Here is a 14782-nt window from a genome sequence, read left to right on the forward strand (position 1 = left end):
AGGAGGAAATCGTCATGAAGGGTTTTTGTGAGCGCCATCGAAGAACTCACCGAAGAAACAACCACTACCGGCGCGTGCTCTATACGGCCAACAGGATGCATCCCGGCCGCGTCAGGGCAAACGGTCTAGATGTCGTTGCAATTCCGCTATCTGCTGCAAGGACACCGGTTGAGGCATAGATCGCAGCGGGCTCACCGCCAACGACCGACCCCGGCGCTATTGTGCAGTTCAGGGGGACTCGTCCGACTCCGGCAAACGATCGCGAATGGCTTCCTCGGTTTTGCTTGCCGTCGATTTTACGACTTCCCCGACGCGGTCGACCAACGTCTCGGCATCGCCGCTGGTGCCCTGTCGGTCAGCCTCTTCTTTTGCGGTCTCATAGGCTTCGGCGGCGACCTGCTTGGCCTGCTCCAGGCCCTTCTCGAAGACGTCCTCGGCACTGTCACGAAGCTTGTCACGGTAGGCGCCAAGTTGCTCGTCTTCCGTGGCGGTGTGAGGCAGCATCACGCCGATGGCGGTGCCCACCGCAAGGCCCACCGCGGCTATCGCCAGAGGTTCGCGCTGGAACAGGTCCTGCGCCGACTGACGCGCCCGTGCGGTCACATCGCTGGCGGCTGAGCCGAGCTGTCCTGCCGTGCTTCTCACTCCTTCTCTGGCGTTACCCGCAAGGTCTGCCACAGCTTTAGTGGCGCCGCCTGCAACGGAAGCAACCGAACCAGCGGCATCGGAGAGCGTGGTGCCGATTCCGGAACCTTCGCTCTCGGCACCGTACTCGTCGCCGCTCGAGCCCTGCCATCCCTCGCCGCCCAAGCTGCGCCGGTCAGAGAAATCCCTGGCGGGGTCAGGTCCTCTGCGGGTCTGATAGACACCTAGTGCTGAACTGTCCACGGACGTGCCCTTGCCGAGCATCAGCCAGGCCAGGCCGGCGCCGACCAAGGTAAGCGGCAGTGGATTGTCCCTGACCTGCGCCTTGAGGTTGGTGAGCATAGCGGATCCCTCACCGCTGAACATCCCGGTGAATTCGTCGATCAGCTGACCCGGTGTCATCTTGCTGCGGATCGAGTCTGCGGTATCTGCCACTTTGGCGCGGGCAATATCGGCATCGCGTTCCAGCTCGGCTGCGGATTTGTCGGTCATCTTATCTGTTCCTTGATCACGCGTGCGTCGCGCTTGAGTTGGTCTTGTGTGCGGTCGGGCGTCAGTTCGGAGGGAGCCATGCTTGCTTTGCCGGAGCGCAAGAGTATGACTCCCAGTATCGCCACCACGACGCCGACCAGCAGCGAAGACCATCCGGCTCCCAGTCCGGCGCTCGCCAAGGCAATCACCAGCGCCTGCAAAAGCACCATCAGGGCGGCGAGCAGGCAAATGGCGCCTCCTATCACCTCCACCGCGCCGGCGCCGGCCTTGCTCACCTTTTCCGACATTTCAGCCCGCAACAGCCTGCTTTCGGTTTGAAGCAGCGTTGTAACCTGCTGTGCCAGATCGCCGACAAGGGTTGTCAGGCTGCGAGTGTCCTGATTGTCGGTCATGGGTTTTGCTCCAGACTTGCATCGGCCCAGTCATCGCCGGACTGATCTGAGCGGGATAACGTAGGCTCAACTGGCTCTGCCGATCGCCGTCCGAACTCATTCGAGCTCGAATCCGTCTCGGACGCCCGGCCTGCTCCCGACTGATCCGGAGTCCCGGTCGAAGCAGATGGCGGCGAGCTCTTGATGAACCGTCCTAACGCCAAGCCAGCCAATACCGAGCCAGCGATCAGCGCCCCGGAGTTTTCACGGCCGAAGGACTGGATTTCGCCGAGCACCTCATCGAACGGCTTATCCTTTAATGAGGATGAAAGCCGCTCAAGCCCGCCTGCGGCATCGAGGGCGAACTTTGAAGCGGTCCGTTGATCATTATTGGCCAGATGCTCGCTTGCCGCGCGCAATGCACCGCTAAAGGCCTTCAAGTTGGCGCTCACGTCGCGTTGTGTTCCCTCTGCCTTATCGAACAATGCTTGCTTGGCTTCCGAAGCGTAATCGCTGGCTTTCCGAGTGACCTCGTCGCGAGCGTCATGTAGCGCCTCGGTCGCGGTCTGCTTTTCTCGTTGTAATCTTTCCGAAAGCTCGCTTTTGGCTGTCTCGAAATCGGCCGTCTGACGGCCCTGATCGTTTTGGTGCTGCATGGTGTCTCCTAGTGGAATCCGAGGAAGGAGAGGATCGCAAGCACGACGACGACAAGGCCGATGAGATAAATGACACTGTTCATGGCGCAATCTCCTCCACTTCGCACAGAACTTGCCTGGGCTTCCTGAGTTCCCTTCCGGCGAATCTTTTTTGGTAAGCGCTGCCTGACCGTTCTGAGGCCTGCTTCGCCCCTGCGAAACGGCGTCACGAAAGACGTTTTCTCGCGCCGTCCGCAATGCCTCTGCGAGGGCCGTGATCGGCAAGCCGTGGCAGCTGCCACGGCTTTTCTTCACCAGTCGATCGCAGGCCGCGCGATCATCAGCACCTCAGGTCCTTCGGAAACAAGGCGTGCACAAACCGAGGCACCGATGACCCCATTCTCCGGCTGCGAGAAAGCATCGTTCATCCCAGCCAGGAAAGACGCTACCGCGCCGTCGGCTACGACATTAATCTCTCACGTGCCGCAGAAGGTCTGGTGCACACGCTCGTGCGGTGGTGGTGGATCGGCGTAGTGTGCCATCACCGGCTGCTCCTCGAAGGGACGGGCCAGGACGCACTTCTTACGGAGCCCACTTGAAGGTCAGGCACGAATAGACTAAGTTGGATAGACTAAGTCATAGGGCCTGCAATGCACACCGTCAATATCCACGAGGCCAAGACGCATCTGTCACGCCTTATCGACAGGGCGGCCAAAGGCGAATCTTTCATCATCGCGAAATCCGGCAAGCCGATGGTGAAGGTCATTGCGATAGACGCTCCTGCGGCCGGCGAAACGCGTCGCGTCGGGTTTATGGCCGGGCAGTTTTCTGTTCCGGACGATTTTGATCACATGGCCGGTGAGGAAATCGAGAAGCTGTTCGGCGGCGACGCATGAAACTTCTGCTCGATACCCATCTTCTGCTCTGGGCGGCGGGCGAGCCCGACAAGCTCCCGCCTGCCGCTCTCACGCAGATCGAGAATCGCGACAACGACCTGATGTTCAGCGCCGCAAGTCTGTGGGAGATTGCGATCAAACGCGGTCTGGGCCGCGCTGACTTTACGGTCGATGCGCGGCTTTTACGTCGGGGCCTGATCGACAATGGCTATCATGAGCTGCCCATCACCGGCGAGCATGCCATTGCCGTGGAGGGGCTTCCACCCATCCACAAGGACCCCTTCGATCGGATTCTGATTGCTCAATCGATCGTGGAGGGCATTACATTGCTGACCGTCGACGATCTGGTCGCGCAGTATCCCGCGCCTATCCGCAGTCTTTAACGAACCTGCGCCCTCAGAGCGCGCGCGGGGCGATACGGATTGATCGTGCCGTCGCCTGCGGTCGGCTGCTGGAGTTACCCGGCGGGTCAGAAGGGCCTTGCCGCAGCAACGACGGCTATCTCGAAAGCAAGATCGTCGATGCGCCGACATTCGAAGGCCCGCACGCCGGCGGTGGGTTCACCATGAGGAGTGTGAAAACCGTACAGGTTCGAGCCTTGCTCGAATTTAGCGAAAGATCAGGTGCAAAGGCTGGAGCAACACCCCGTAGCGATTGATGTCCGTGAGCAAGACACGCCTGTTGTCCAGTTGTCTCTGACCCTGGGCCTGTAGGCTACACAAGCGCAATCCGCCTCGCGCTGAAGATAGCCGGCACCCATCGGGAGAGGGAGGAGGGCGGGAGATAGGTGCCGGCCTAGACGGGAATTCGGGTCCGCCGCCGCAACAGCGTAGCTGAGCCTTGGCTTGGTGAACGAACGGAGCCTATCCTGGACCTTCGCGCGCCGATTTTTTACTAGCTTCCCGCCAACGACAACCCAGTGGCGCGCTCGCATAGCAGGGCAAGCAATTCGCTGCGCCGCGCTTCCGGCGTGTCGACGGGCAACACGAAGCAAAGAGTCTTGTTGATGGCCCCGTTACCGTCGCGGATGGGCGCGGCCATGCACCACGTGAAGCGGTCGGCCAGAGCAGCCGTCTCGCTGAAACCTTGCTGGCGCGCAAGAGCGACATCGCCGAAGAACTCAGCTGGCGCAATGACGCGGCCGTCGGGAAGCGTGTAGTCGCCAGGCGGAATGAAGTCCCGTATTTCCTGCTCGCTCATATGGCCGAGCAGCAGTCTTCCGGACGCCGTCCACGGGATCGGCACCTCGACTCCGACATCGCTTGAAATCCGGAACGGGCCAGGCGAGTCCCGGCAATCAAGGACGACATATTTGTTCCCCCGCAGGCCGCACAGTTGGACGGTCTCGCCCGTCTCCGCGGCTAGTCTGTCCAGGGTTTCGATGATGCGCCGGTAATGGGCATTATGATGTGAGTAGGCCCAGCCGAACAGATGCATCGCCTTTCCGAAATAGACATAGCCTTCCGTTCCGACGTTCTCGAGCATTTCGGCTTCCAGCAGGCTGTTGACGATTTCATAAGTGGTTGAACGCGGCGCGCCGATCATCTTGGCGATATCGCCGACGCGCATCGGCGCTCGGTGCCGCAGAAGGGCCTCGAGTAGCATGATGACGCGGTCGATCCCGCGACGCCGTTCGCCATTGCGCGGCTCGGCGCCGGCTTGCGTTTCAATTAGACCAGTGACGCCATCGCTCATGTAGGCCGCACCCGCGCAAAAATCATTTCGGCCCTCGTCTCAAGACGCTTGAAAGATGTCAAGGCTCAGTCTAGCATCCCATTTGTCCGATATACAGGCTTATTGTCTGAAATATCGGACAATAACGAGCCAGGCGCAGAAAGTCCTGACGAGAAAACAGGCGGTTTCCGGGAAGCGGCAACCGGCGGGTTTTCTCGTCCCGACCCCGCACGTCCAGGCATAACTTCAGAAGGGAACAATCATGACGAAATCATCGTTTTTCGCGTCCGCCAGTGCCCTTTGCCTCGGTCTTCTCCTTAGCCTCGGCGCCGGTTCGCAGGCCAACGCCGCCGCTAAATGCATCAAGGGCGATCGCAAAGCGCCATATACGATCGGCTGGGCCAATATCTATTCAGTGCCGACCTGGATGAAGCAGACACAGGGCACGATCGAAGCCGAAGTCGAGACTTTGAAGAAGCAAGGCTTGGTCGACAAGCTCGTCGTGACCGATGCCCAGGGTGACGCCAACGTCCAGATTCAGCAGATCCAGTCGATGATCGATTCCGATGTCGATGCCATCATCTTGATCGCTGGTTCGTCGACCGCGCCGGCGCGCGTGCTGGCGGACGCCTGCGCCAAGGGCATCGCCATCATCAACTTCGACAGCCTCGTCGATACCGACCAGGTGACCGCCAAGGTCAACACCGATTCCTCACAGTGGGGCGATCAGGCGGCCAAGTTCCTGATCGACGCCATCGGCGGCAAGGGCAAGATCCTCATCCTCAATGGCCCAGCCGGCGTTTCGGTCAGCGACGACCGGCGCAAAGGCGCCGATGCCGAGCTTAAGGCCCATCCCGATGTGAAGGTGCTTGCCGAGACGAACACGCCCTACAATGTCGCGCCCGCCCAGGAGGCCGTCACCAGCCTGCTTTTCGCCAACCCCGAAATCGACGGCATCCTGTCGCTGGGCGGCGCGTTGTCGGCGGGCGCCGTGCTCGCGCTCGACAAGCAGGGCCGCGACCAGGTGCCGATCACCGGCGAGAATGCGCGCCAGTTTCTCGAACTGTGGAAGGAAAAGGGCCTGAAGAGCTGGGCGACGATGCAGCCGAACTGGCTCGGCGCCTTCGCCACCTACACCGCCGTCCATGCACTGGAGGGCGAGGATGTGCCGGCTTTCGTCAAGATCCCGCTGCCGGTGATCGACAATTCCAACATCGACGAATACCTCGCCCGGGCGAAGGATTTCCCGGCTGACGGTTACATCTATTCGCCGTACGATGAGGATCTATTCAAGAAGCTGCTAGCCCAGAAATAAGCCCTGAAGGGTTGTAGCATTGACAACCACGGCTCCGCTTCTCGCCGCGCGGGGGGTGTCGAAGTCCTTCTTCGGCAACCCCGTTCTGCGCAACGTTTCCATCGCTCTCCAGCCGGGCCGCGTGCATGCGCTGCTGGGCGAGAACGGCGCAGGTAAGTCGACACTGATCAACCTTTTGTCCGGCGCCTTGCGCCCGGACGGCGGGGCGATCGAGGTCGATGGGCGCCCGGTCTCGCGCATGACCCCCGCTAATGCGCGACAGTCCGGGATCGCCGTTGTCCAGCAGGAACTCAGCCTGACAGCCAGCCTGTCCATTGCCGAAAACATCGGGCTCGGCGCCTATCCCAAGCGGTTCGGCTTGATCGACTACAACGAGCTTGCCGTCCGGGCCAGGGCCGCATGCGATCTTGTCGGGCTTTACGAACCGCTATCTACGCCGGTGGGGCACCTGTCGCTCGGCCGCCGGCAGATGGTGGAGATCGCCAAGGCGCTTTACCGCCGGCCGCGCGTGCTCATTCTCGACGAACCCACCTCATCGCTATCGGCAACTGAGACAAAAATCCTCACCGACCTGCTGGAGAGGCTTCGGGGCGAGGGCATCGCTATTCTCTATATCTCACACCGACTGAACGAGGTGATGACGCTGTGCCAGCATGTCACCGTGCTCAAGGACGGGACCTGCACGGCGGACTGCTCGCTGGAAGGAACCGATGCCGCCGGGCTGGTACGGCTGATGGTCGGCCGCGACCCCGGCGATCTCTTTCCACGATGGCGGCCTTCGCCATCGCCGGCCGACGCCATCTCGGTTCGTAATTTTTCGGCCGGCCTGATGCGCGACGTCGATCTCGACATCAGGACGGGCGAGGTGCTTGGCATTGGCGGCCTGGTCGGGCAGGGGCAGGAAGATCTGCTGCTTGGCCTCTACGGCGCGATCCCCGCCAGGACGGTATCCGCGACGGTAAACGGTGTTCCGGGTTTGCCCGGCGGCGTGCCCAAAGCCAATGCGCTCGGCCTCGCTTATGTCCCGGCTGACCGCAAGCGCGAAGGCCTGCACCTGATCCATCCCATCATCACCAATATGATGCTGCCCGCCTTCGCAAGGCTGCCGGCGCTGAAGCTGCGCAGCCGGCGTGCCGAGCGCGATATGGCAAGGGGCCTCGCCGCCCAGCTTGCCATCAAGGGCGACCTCGACCGCCCGGCGCAGGCACTCTCAGGTGGCAACCAGCAGAAGGTCGCGCTGGCGAAATGGATGCCACACGATCCGCTTGTGCTTCTCCTCAACGACCCGACGCGCGGTGTCGATGTCGAGACCAAGCGTGAGATCTACATGATGCTTCGCAAACTCGCCGCCGCCGGCAAGGCGATCGTGCTGCTCAGTTCCGACACACCCGAACTGGTGCACCTTTGCGACCGTGTCGCCGTGGTCCGCGAAGGCCGCATCGTGGCCATGCTCGAGCGCGACGCACTGAGCGAGGAAGCCATAGTTTCCGCCGCAATGGGCGCCGAACAGCAGAAAGTTGCGGCATGAGCACGGTTGCATCCTCAAGCCAAGCCGGCGCACTCTACTGGCCGGTTCAGCTGCGCCGCAATGTCGGCGTGCGCAGCCTGTTCGCTGTGGTCCTGGCGTTCGTCATTGCCTACGGTTTCCTGTTTCCCGGCCTCTTGACAGCGTCCGGTTTCGCCAAATTCACCCAGAGCTGGTTTCCGCTGGCGCTGGTCGCCATGGCCCAGGCGATCCTCATGCTCACCGGCGGCATAAGCCTGGCCATCGGTGCAATGGTCAGCCTGGGCGCGGTGATCGCTGCGACGACGATGACCGGACCGCTGGGCGTAGCCGGCGGTGCCGCAGCGGTGGCGCTGACCGGTCTCGGCATCGGTGCCGCGATCGGGTTCATCGTCGTGAAACTTCGGTTGCCAGCGATTGTGGTGACGCTCGCTGGCTCCTTTATTGTCGGCGGCGCTGCGCTGCTCATCCTGCCGAGGCCGGGCGGCGCCATACCCGAGTGGCTGTCGGACCTGCTTGCCGGCAACACGCCGGCGGCATTCGTGCTGCTGGTACTCATCGTGCTTCTGTGGAAACTCTATCTCGCCACGCCGCTTGGTTTGAGCATCTATGCTGCAGGCGAAAATCCCGTCGGCGCCTACCGCTCCAGCGTGCCGGTCGACGGTGCCCGAATCGCCGCCTACGCGATTAGCGGCCTGCTTTGCACAGGCGCCGGCCTGTTCGTCGCCGCGCAAACGGGTTCGGGCGATCCAGTCATCGGCACGGCGTTCACGCTGAATTCCATTGCCGCCGCAGTGCTCGGCGGCATCGGTTTCCTTGGCGGCCAGGGTACCATGCGCGGCGCTCTTGCGGGCAGCCTGCTGCTCAGCCTGATGATCAGTGTCATGTTCTTCCTCGGCTTCACGCCGGTCGCCCAATATGTCGCCCAGGGCCTCATCATCATCGGCGCGGTCGCCATCCCGCAATTCCGCAAGGTGCAGCAATGACAGCACGGAAAGAGAGCGTGAGCGGCAGGCGCGCGCTGACGATTCTGCGCAGCCGGCCCTTCCTTACGATCGCTATAGTTGCGGCGGTGTGGATCGCGGCGAGCTTCGCTTCACCTGGCTTCGGCGCTTATGGGCATTTGCGCTATTTGGTTGAATTGGGCGCGGTGATCGGCCTGGTTGCGGCGGGCCAAACTTTCGTGGTGATTGCCGGCGGCATCGACCTTTCCGTCGCGGCGATCGTCACTGTTAGCGCTGTCAGCCTGCCGCTGCTTTCGTGGCAGGCGGATCCGACAGGGCTCACCGCCGTTCTTGCAGTTCTCACGCTGACGACCGCAATCGGCCTGGTGAACGGGCTGGGCGTGGCGCTGTTGCGCGTTCATCCGATGATCATGACACTGGCGATGGCGACATTCCTGCAAGGTCTGCTGATCATCATCGCCGGCGGCAGTGCCGTGACCGCCGAGAACCCGCTGGTCCGCTGGCTCGGCAATGCGCGGCCGGTCGGTATTCCGGCAGGCGTGCTTTTGTGGGTGGTCATTTCAGTTATCGTTCTGACCACGATGCATGCGACATCCCTTGGCGCCCGGATATTCGCAATGGGCGCCAATCCGCTCGCCGCGGCGCTGTCCGGGGTTCCCGTCGCCTCGACCACGCTCGCGGTCTACGGCATCAGCGGCTTCTGTTCGGGACTTGCCGGTGTGTTGGTCCTCGGCATGAACGGACAAGGCTATGTCGGTATCGGCGATCCTTATCTGCTCGCCTCGATTGCCGCCGTGGTGCTTGGCGGCACCTCGATCCTCGGCGGGCTCGGCACCTATGCCGGCACCATCCCCGGCGCCATCCTGCTGGTTACGATCACGGCGCTGATCACCGTCGTCAACGCATCGCCCGGCTGGCGCAGTATCCTGTTCGGGTCGCTGATCCTAGGGCTGCTGCTTCTCTCAGGCAGAGAGCAGGCCCGCCGATGACATATCGTCCAGCCGATAAATGCGCCGTGCATTGCCGTAGAACAGTGCCGTCTGCTCGTCCGCGGAAAGCTCTCCTGCAATGGCCTTGAAGCTGTCATACACCGCATCGAACGATGCATGCAGGCCGGCGACCGGAAAGTCGCTGCCGAACATCGCGCGCCGGGTACCGAAACAGTCGATGCAATGCATGACAACCGACCTTAGGCTGTCGAGCGTCCAATCATGATCGTAGGCGACCAGATCCGATATCTTGATGGCGACGTTCTCGCGCTCCGACAAAAGCCGCAGCCCTTCGCGCCACACCCGCATCCCGTCCGCATCGCGATCGATCGGGCTGCCGCAATGGTTGAGAACAAAGAGCTGGTCCGGAAAGGCCGCTGCGAGGTGCGCCGCGCCGGTGAGCTGGCGCGGAAACACCATCAGGTCGAAAACCAGCCGGTGGCGCCTAAGCAGGGACAGGCCGGCACGCCAGGCCGGATCGTCCATGATGCCGTCACGGGGGGCAAAACGACGGGCGGGATCCGGATCCCAGCTCAGTATGTCGCGTATGCCGACGACACGGTCGAATGCCGCCTGCGCCTCGACCAGCGTCGGCGCTTGGCGGTTCGCCAGTGGTACGTGAACGACATAACGGGCGGCCACGCCGCGCGACTTGTCGAGGGTTTCAAGCCACCGCGTTTCACCGGCGCAGTCATCCCCGGCCCAACCGGCTTCAACATGGACGGTGGCGACGACATTGTGCTGGCCGGCGTCGCGCAAATAATCTTCAGGAAGGTAGTTTCGCCGCAAGGGGCCAAGCTCGCCCAGACCGCCGCGTTCGCCAGCCGTGGGCGTGAGCCAGGGATGGCGGCCGAGGCCGAGATCCCAAAGGTGATGGTGGGCATCGATGATCGGTCCGGAGTAACGCTTTGGCACGCATCTCTCTCATGGTGTGGTGGCCGGCATCGAAAATCGATCCGGACTTCATCCTGCGAAAGCGAAAGGACTAGCATCGGATGACCGAAAACTCACCCGTACTGTCGCTCGCGACCCGTGAAAATTTCCTGCTCGACGATCGTATCCGCGGCGTGCCGCCTGGCACCCTCGGGCTGGACAGCAGCCTTGTCGCATCTGAGCGCTGGCATCCAGCGCATGGACGTATGTCGTTGCCGGTGTTGACCCTCGACGAGGAGGCCTTCATCGCCAATCGTGATCTGTTCCTGGGGTATGCGCGAGAACAGGGCGCCGTGATCGCCCCGCATGCCAAGACCCCGATGGCGCCTGACCTTGCCCGGTCCCTGATCGAGGCCGGAGCATGGGGCACGACCGTCGCCGACATAAGGCAGGCCACAGTGATGCTCAGAGCCGGGCTCTCTCGGCTGATCATCGCCAATGAGGTCGGCGGACCAGGTGGTGCGAACCGACTTGCTGTCCTTGTCGGCGCCTGGCCAAGCGCCGAGTTCTACGTTTTTGCCGACTCTTTCGACGCCGTGAATGCGCTTGCTGAAGCTTGGCGCGCCAATGCGACGCTGCCGCCATTGCGCGTGCTCGTCGAACTTGGTGCGGGGAGGGCAGGCGCCCGGACCACCGGCGAAGCCGAGGCGATCGCCGACGCGGTTGTAGCAGCCGGCGGGCGGCTGCTGATCGCCGGCGTCGCAACCTACGAAGGTGCCGCGGCGCAAGCCGATCCTGGCCGCACCGATGAGGCGATATCCGCCCTGTTGGCAATGACAGCCGATATGTTCCTGCGGCTCCGCGCCCGCGTCGGCGGCGACACCCCGCTGATCGTCACCGCCGGCGGCTCGGTGTACTTCGACAAGGTGGTCGCAGCGCTTTCGCCCCTCGTTTCCAGGGACGGCAATGCCACATTGGTGCTGCGCAGCGGCGCCATCTTCTTTCACGACCATGGCGTCTACGACAGGTCGCTCGGCGCACTCGATGCCCGCGACGGTTTTGCGATCGGCGGCGTCAGTGCTTCCGCACGAAATTCGTTCCATCCGGCTTTGCGCCTGTGGGCCGAGGTACTGTCGCGGCCGGAGCCCGGCCTTGCTATTTGCGGTATGGGCATGCGCGACGTGTCGTTCGACCAGGGCTTTCCGACGGTCGTGACCATCTTTCGTGCCGGCAAGCAGCTGCCGAAAGCGCGTGCCGAGGTCTTCAAGCTCAACGACCAGCACGCCTTCCTGACAATTGCGTCGGGCGACGATATTGCCGTTGGTGACGTCGTTGAATTCGGCATCTCGCACCCCTGCACCTGCCTCGATCGCTATCGCGTGATCTTCGGCGCCGACGCGGCCGGGTATGTCCGCCACGCCTTTCCTACCTATTTCGGCTGACCAGATATCGCGGCCACTTCCAACAAAGAGAACCTCGAAAGGATCTGATATGATCAAGTACTTCCAGTCCGGCTCCCGCATGTCTCAGGCGGTCGTCTATGGCGGCCTCGTGCACATCGCAGGCCAGGTGGCAGACGACCGCAAGGCCGGCATCGAGGGTCAGACGAGCGACGTGCTCTCCAAGGTCGAGGCGCTCCTTGTCGAGGCCGGCAGCAGCAAGTCGAGGCTGGTGGCGATCAACATCTTCCTGCCGCAGATCGCCGATTTCGATGCCGTGAACAGCATCTACGATGCCTGGGTGGATCCTGCGCGCCTGCCGGCACGCGCATGTGTCGAGGCGCGTCTCGCCGATCCCGACCTTCGCATAGAGGTCACTGCGATCGCAGCTGTCTGAGCCGCCGCCATGCACACCGGCCTCAGCCATACGCTCGACTTCGACCGGCACGGCAAGACGCTCGGCCATCTCAGCATTCCGTTTTCGATCGACCGTTCGCCCTATTTCCAGGTCAAGGTCCCGATCTGCCTTGTCCGCAACGGCAAAGGCCCGTCGGTGCTTCTAATGGCCGGCAATCACGGCGACGAATATGAGGGCGAGCTGTCGCTGGCAAAGCTGATCCGCCGGCTCGATCCGAAGCGGATCAAGGGCCGCGTCACCATCCTGCCGATGGCGAACGTGCCGGCGGTGATGGCCGCAAAGCGCTGCTCGCCGCTCGACGGCGGCAATCTCAACCGCGCCTTTCCCGGCGACCCGTCGGGCACGCCGACCAGCCGGCTTGCCAATTTCCTCGAGACGGAGCTGTTCCCCAGCCATGACGTGGTCTTTGACATCCATTCGGGCGGCACCTCGATGGAACATCTGCCGACCGCGCTTGTCGAGCGCAACGCCGATCCCGAACGCCACAGGCGAGGGGTGGAGCTGATGCTGTCGCTCGGCATGCCATACGGATTCGTGGCCGACAACGGCCAGGCCTCACCGACCTCCATGGGTGCGGCGCGCCGGGCCGGCGCCATCGGCGTCAGCGGAGAGTTCGGCGGCGGTGGCACTGTCACGGTCGATACGATGGAGATTACCGCCCGCGCACTCGACGCCCTGATGGTCGCCTTGGGAGTGGTTGAGGCGCCGGTTCTTGCACCGGCAACCAGGCGTTCGGCGCCGACGCGGCTTCTTTCGTTGTCTCGGCACAGTCAGGGCCTTTATGCCACAAGCCGTGGTTGGTTCGAGCCGGCAGTCAGGCTGGGCGACAGCGTGAGTTCAGGCCAACTGGCGGGCTGGAACCACGACCTCGAACGGCTCGACATCGCCGAGGAAGCCCTGCACTTCGCCGAAAGCGGCATTGTGCTTTCGCGCCGGCTGCACACGATGTGCGAGGCGGGAGACTGCCTCATGCAGGTCGCCGAGCCGGTCGACTGATAAGAAGCCCTCCGACCACACGCCCATGTCGGGATCAAGACTGAGGATAACCAATGCAACTATCCATGTGGACCTATCCTTGGGATGTCCAGGATCTGGGCTTGGAGACAGTCGAGCGCGATTTTGTCGAGCGTGCCGGGCTCAACATGATCAGTCTGGCGACTTCGTATCACGCTGGCCGGTTCCTGCAGCCGCGCAGCCCGCGCCGGAAAGCCTATTTTCCGGAAGACGGAACCATCTATTTCAAGCCAGACGCGGCACACTGGGCCGACCTTGCCATCCAGCCCAAGGTGGCGGATGTGATCTCCGAAGGCGGCGACGTGCTTGGCGAGCTTGTCCGCAGACGAGACGCCAATGGGCTGGGTGTTTCGTGCTGGACGGTCTGCCTGCACAATACCCGCCTCGGCATGCTTTATCCGCAGGCCGTCACCCGCAATGCCTTCGGCGATCCCAATTATTACAACCTCTGTCCGTCGCATCCGGATGCGCGCGCCTATGTCCGCGCGCTGGTCGCCGACGTTACGCACACTTACAAGCCGGACAGGATCGAGCTCGAAAGCCCGTCCTTCATGGGCTTCGCCCACGAATACCATCATGAGAAAGATGGTGTCGGGCTGACGCCGGAAGACGATTTTCTGTTGTCGATATGTTTTTGTCCGTCCTGCCTTGCGCGCGCGGCCGGGGCCGGCGTCGACGGCGAAGTAGCGCGCAAGCTCGTCGGGCAATGGATCGTCGAGACCTGCGAGCGCGCCGTGCCCGAACGGCGCTTTCCAGATTTTCCGGGGAGCGGCCTCGACACTTTTTTGCCATGGCCGGAACTCCATGGCTACCTGCTGTGGCGGTTCGAACCGGTGACCAGCCTGGTCGCCGAACTGCGCGAGGTGGCCGATCCGGCGACCCGCGTTGTCATCATCGATTTGAAAGACGGTTGGCTTGGCGGCTGCGATCTCTCGGCGCTCGGCAAGGTCTGTGACGGGGCAATCCTGTGTGCCTACGACATGCAGCCCGGCGATGTCGCCAGACTGATGGCGGCCGGACGCGCAGCCCTTGGCGCGGAAAAATTCCTCGGCGCCGGCTACCGGCTGTTCTATCCAGAAATGGCAGGCCCCGACATCCTCACCGCCAAGGTAAAACCTGCGATGGCGCCGGATGTCGACGGCATCAATTTTTACAATTACGGCCTTGTCCCTGCCGCACGACTCGATTGGGTGAGTGCCGCACGATCCGTTTGAAAAACCGATCCGTTGGCGCAGTCTGCTAGGACTAACCTCGCTTTGCCTTGGAGCTTTATGAGCGTGCCGACTATTCGCTTCGGTCACATTGGCCGGCGGCGGCCGGACAAGCTGAAAGCATGGCCGTGAAGGTCCATGCGGATCGAAGATTATACGCTCTAGCGCATTTTCGTCTTTATACGCTTCCGAGTATACGTAGCAGCGGTGCCGCCTTGGTCAGGCCGGACGGCTTTGTCGCGTGGCGGTCAACGCACGGTGTGCCTGATCCTGTACAGGTCTGATCGAAACACTTGATGGGTTCGGTTTCCACACACAGGCACACGAACACCATCGGTGAG

At 62.4% G+C, this 14782-nt stretch carries 16 protein-coding genes; 11 read left to right on the forward strand and 5 right to left on the reverse strand.

From position 1 onward, the window contains the following. Window positions 1-228: 228 nt before the first annotated feature. The 3 genes from NKJ94_RS13370 to NKJ94_RS13380 are packed head-to-tail and all read right to left on the reverse strand — an operon-like array spanning window position 229 to window position 2164. Complete coding sequence (locus NKJ94_RS13370) at window positions 229-1137, reverse strand: hypothetical protein (protein WP_352525553.1); 909 nt, start codon at window positions 1135-1137, stop codon at window positions 229-231. Further along, window positions 1134-1529 (reverse strand): phage holin family protein, encoded by a 396-nt coding sequence (locus NKJ94_RS13375; protein ID WP_352525554.1) that lies wholly within the window; start codon window positions 1527-1529, stop codon window positions 1134-1136. Before NKJ94_RS13375 ends, NKJ94_RS13370 begins: the two co-directional genes overlap by 4 nt. Continuing rightward, window positions 1526-2164, reverse strand: a complete 639-nt coding sequence (locus tag NKJ94_RS13380; protein ID WP_352525555.1) for a hypothetical protein — start codon at window positions 2162-2164, stop codon at window positions 1526-1528. Before NKJ94_RS13380 ends, NKJ94_RS13375 begins: the two co-directional genes overlap by 4 nt. Window positions 2165-2793: 629 nt before the next feature. Here NKJ94_RS13380 and NKJ94_RS13385 point away from each other — a divergent pair. Further along, window positions 2794-3039: a type II toxin-antitoxin system Phd/YefM family antitoxin gene (locus NKJ94_RS13385; RefSeq protein ID WP_352525556.1), complete on the forward strand. Its 246-nt coding sequence runs from the start codon at window positions 2794-2796 to the stop codon at window positions 3037-3039. Further along, window positions 3036-3422, forward strand: a complete 387-nt coding sequence (locus tag NKJ94_RS13390; protein ID WP_352525559.1) for a type II toxin-antitoxin system VapC family toxin — start codon at window positions 3036-3038, stop codon at window positions 3420-3422. Before NKJ94_RS13385 ends, NKJ94_RS13390 begins: the two co-directional genes overlap by 4 nt. Before the next feature lie 511 nt (window positions 3423-3933). Here the strand turns inward: NKJ94_RS13390 and NKJ94_RS13395 are convergent. After that, a complete protein-coding gene (locus tag NKJ94_RS13395) occupies window positions 3934-4734 on the reverse strand; it encodes an IclR family transcriptional regulator (protein WP_352525560.1) in 801 nt (266 codons plus the stop codon). A gap of 241 nt (window positions 4735-4975) precedes the next feature. Between NKJ94_RS13395 and NKJ94_RS13400 the strand changes: the two genes are divergently transcribed. Genes NKJ94_RS13400 through NKJ94_RS13415 form a run of 4 tightly spaced genes read left to right on the forward strand, consistent with a single transcriptional unit; the run spans window position 4976 to window position 9486 of the window. Then, entirely contained in the window at window positions 4976-6028 is a 1053-nt protein-coding gene (locus tag NKJ94_RS13400; protein WP_352525562.1) for an ABC transporter substrate-binding protein, read from the forward strand. A gap of 19 nt (window positions 6029-6047) precedes the next feature. Then, on the forward strand, window positions 6048-7556 hold the full coding sequence (locus NKJ94_RS13405; protein ID WP_352525563.1) for a sugar ABC transporter ATP-binding protein: 1509 nt from the start codon (window positions 6048-6050) through the stop codon (window positions 7554-7556). After that, window positions 7553-8518: an ABC transporter permease gene (locus NKJ94_RS13410; protein WP_352525564.1), complete on the forward strand. Its 966-nt coding sequence runs from the start codon at window positions 7553-7555 to the stop codon at window positions 8516-8518. The genes NKJ94_RS13405 and NKJ94_RS13410 overlap by 4 nt, the downstream gene beginning before the upstream one ends. Next, a complete protein-coding gene (locus NKJ94_RS13415; protein ID WP_352525565.1) occupies window positions 8515-9486 on the forward strand; it encodes an ABC transporter permease in 972 nt (323 codons plus the stop codon). The genes NKJ94_RS13410 and NKJ94_RS13415 overlap by 4 nt, the downstream gene beginning before the upstream one ends. Here the strand turns inward: NKJ94_RS13415 and NKJ94_RS13420 are convergent. After that, window positions 9460-10401: an amidohydrolase family protein gene (locus tag NKJ94_RS13420; RefSeq protein WP_352525566.1), complete on the reverse strand. Its 942-nt coding sequence runs from the start codon at window positions 10399-10401 to the stop codon at window positions 9460-9462. The two genes, NKJ94_RS13415 and NKJ94_RS13420, sit on opposite strands and share 27 nt — an antisense overlap. Window positions 10402-10481: 80 nt before the next feature. Between NKJ94_RS13420 and NKJ94_RS13425 the strand changes: the two genes are divergently transcribed. The 5 genes from NKJ94_RS13425 to NKJ94_RS13445 are packed head-to-tail and all read left to right on the forward strand — an operon-like array spanning window position 10482 to window position 14725. Beyond that, complete coding sequence (locus tag NKJ94_RS13425) at window positions 10482-11801, forward strand: alanine racemase (protein ID WP_352525567.1); 1320 nt, start codon at window positions 10482-10484, stop codon at window positions 11799-11801. Between the two features lie 49 nt (window positions 11802-11850). Next, window positions 11851-12195: a RidA family protein gene (locus NKJ94_RS13430; RefSeq protein ID WP_352525568.1), complete on the forward strand. Its 345-nt coding sequence runs from the start codon at window positions 11851-11853 to the stop codon at window positions 12193-12195. 9 nt (window positions 12196-12204) lie between these two features. Next, on the forward strand, window positions 12205-13212 hold the full coding sequence (locus NKJ94_RS13435) for a succinylglutamate desuccinylase/aspartoacylase family protein (protein WP_352525569.1): 1008 nt from the start codon (window positions 12205-12207) through the stop codon (window positions 13210-13212). 53 nt (window positions 13213-13265) lie between these two features. Further along, window positions 13266-14444, forward strand: coding sequence for a hypothetical protein (locus NKJ94_RS13440; RefSeq protein ID WP_352525571.1), 1179 nt, complete (start codon window positions 13266-13268; stop codon window positions 14442-14444). Window positions 14445-14491: 47 nt separating this feature from the next. Beyond that, a complete protein-coding gene (locus NKJ94_RS13445; protein ID WP_352525572.1) occupies window positions 14492-14725 on the forward strand; it encodes an aromatic-ring hydroxylase C-terminal domain-containing protein in 234 nt (77 codons plus the stop codon). Window positions 14726-14782: the final 57 nt, after the last annotated feature.

This window comes from Mesorhizobium sp. M0060 (assembly GCF_040323155.1).
GTDB lineage: Bacteria > Pseudomonadota > Alphaproteobacteria > Rhizobiales > Rhizobiaceae > Mesorhizobium.

Bases quoted from the DNA above. Each gene is read 5' to 3' on its own strand.
- NKJ94_RS13370 (WP_352525553.1), bottom strand. From the start codon at position 1,137: ATGACCGACAAATCCGCAGCCGAGCTGGAACGCGATGCCGATATTGCC.
- NKJ94_RS13375 (WP_352525554.1), bottom strand. From the start codon at position 1,529: ATGACCGACAATCAGGACACTCGCAGCCTGACAACCCTTGTCGGCGAT.
- NKJ94_RS13380 (WP_352525555.1), bottom strand. From the start codon at position 2,164: ATGCAGCACCAAAACGATCAGGGCCGTCAGACGGCCGATTTCGAGACA.
- NKJ94_RS13385 (WP_352525556.1), top strand. From the start codon at position 2,794: ATGCACACCGTCAATATCCACGAGGCCAAGACGCATCTGTCACGCCTT.
- NKJ94_RS13390 (WP_352525559.1), top strand. From the start codon at position 3,036: ATGAAACTTCTGCTCGATACCCATCTTCTGCTCTGGGCGGCGGGCGAG.
- NKJ94_RS13395 (WP_352525560.1), bottom strand. From the start codon at position 4,734: ATGAGCGATGGCGTCACTGGTCTAATTGAAACGCAAGCCGGCGCCGAG.
- NKJ94_RS13400 (WP_352525562.1), top strand. From the start codon at position 4,976: ATGACGAAATCATCGTTTTTCGCGTCCGCCAGTGCCCTTTGCCTCGGT.
- NKJ94_RS13410 (WP_352525564.1), top strand. From the start codon at position 7,553: ATGAGCACGGTTGCATCCTCAAGCCAAGCCGGCGCACTCTACTGGCCG.
- NKJ94_RS13415 (WP_352525565.1), top strand. From the start codon at position 8,515: ATGACAGCACGGAAAGAGAGCGTGAGCGGCAGGCGCGCGCTGACGATT.
- NKJ94_RS13425 (WP_352525567.1), top strand. From the start codon at position 10,482: ATGACCGAAAACTCACCCGTACTGTCGCTCGCGACCCGTGAAAATTTC.
- NKJ94_RS13430 (WP_352525568.1), top strand. From the start codon at position 11,851: ATGATCAAGTACTTCCAGTCCGGCTCCCGCATGTCTCAGGCGGTCGTC.
- NKJ94_RS13435 (WP_352525569.1), top strand. From the start codon at position 12,205: ATGCACACCGGCCTCAGCCATACGCTCGACTTCGACCGGCACGGCAAG.
- NKJ94_RS13440 (WP_352525571.1), top strand. From the start codon at position 13,266: ATGCAACTATCCATGTGGACCTATCCTTGGGATGTCCAGGATCTGGGC.